Source organism: Halococcus thailandensis JCM 13552, from assembly GCF_000336715.1.
Taxonomy (GTDB): Archaea; Halobacteriota; Halobacteria; order Halobacteriales; family Halococcaceae; genus Halococcus; species Halococcus thailandensis.
Window position 1 is genome coordinate 1 of the sequence record NZ_AOMF01000008.1, and the last position, 358, is coordinate 358.

General features: G+C 50.0%; 1 pseudogene. It reads left to right on the forward strand.

From position 1 onward, the window contains the following. Positions 1-101: 101 nt before the first annotated feature. Positions 102-358: pseudogene (locus C451_RS23170) on the forward strand (hypothetical protein); the annotation flags it as partial.

Below are 358 nucleotides of genomic sequence, written 5' to 3' on the forward strand. Positions count from 1 at the left end.
CGAGCGAAGTACATGACGCACTTCAACCACGTTAGCGAGCAAGAACTTCTGTCGGGTTGAAGCGGGGCAACTAATATAACAAACCATTGCATAGATGATCTATGGATGATGAACCTGCATCAGCCGCTGATTCCGATAACTCTATTCCGGATATGTTTGTTCATATGGAAAGTGCGAAAGAACGGTATCAGGAGCGATCCGCGCGCTCGTCGTCAAAATCACGAAGTAGTGGCACACCGTTGCAGCGGACAATCCGGGAACGCACAGATTGCGCCGTCTTAGCGAGCAACCACGAGCAGCGACTTCAAGAGATGGTAGATAATGATGCCATAACCCATCGATCCGGCAAACGATGGAC